The sequence below is a fragment of the Marinifilum breve genome (genome assembly GCF_003202155.1).
Taxonomy (GTDB): Bacteria; Bacteroidota; Bacteroidia; order Bacteroidales; family Marinifilaceae; genus Marinifilum; species Marinifilum breve.
Genome location: NZ_QFLI01000124.1, coordinates 1 through 468 on the forward strand (window position 1 = coordinate 1; position 468 = coordinate 468).

At 43.4% G+C, this 468-nt stretch carries 1 protein-coding gene; it reads left to right on the forward strand.

Features of this window, described 5'->3' with window-relative positions; translation table 11 throughout:
- The coding region (locus DF185_RS24875) for a hypothetical protein (protein ID WP_207784753.1) at nt 1–200 on the forward strand (200 nt) is incomplete at its 5' end.
- Nucleotides 201–468: the final 268 nt, after the last annotated feature.

Here is a 468-nt window from a genome sequence, read left to right on the forward strand (position 1 = left end):
ACCGGGACCGAGAATTCGTCGACCAGGACGGCGGAACCCTCGACCAGGACGATGAATGGGCGATGAAAATCTATCGGGTTCGAGGAATGGTCGACCAGGGGTTGAAATCGTCGACCAGGTCCGAGACTTCATCGACCGGGTCCGAGGATTCGTCGACCAGGACGGCCGGATGTCCGAGAAAAAAAAATGTTGCCGAATAACTTTCGAAAATCATTGGATATGATGCAATGTTTTGTGATCGAATCTCTTAAAATACATCAATAAAGAGTTTAGGATGTCAAGTTTGCATCAAATATGCCCACGGAGCCCCAACTAGACCATGAAAATCCGATGTTGTATCAGGTCAAATGACCTAGCTAGAGGTGTCAAAAAATTATGAAAATTTACCAGAAAATAGGATTTAGTATCCTTATGATGCATGCCAAAAAGAATTTTCAAATTCCAAGTATTTCTTTTTTTTTGGCACCG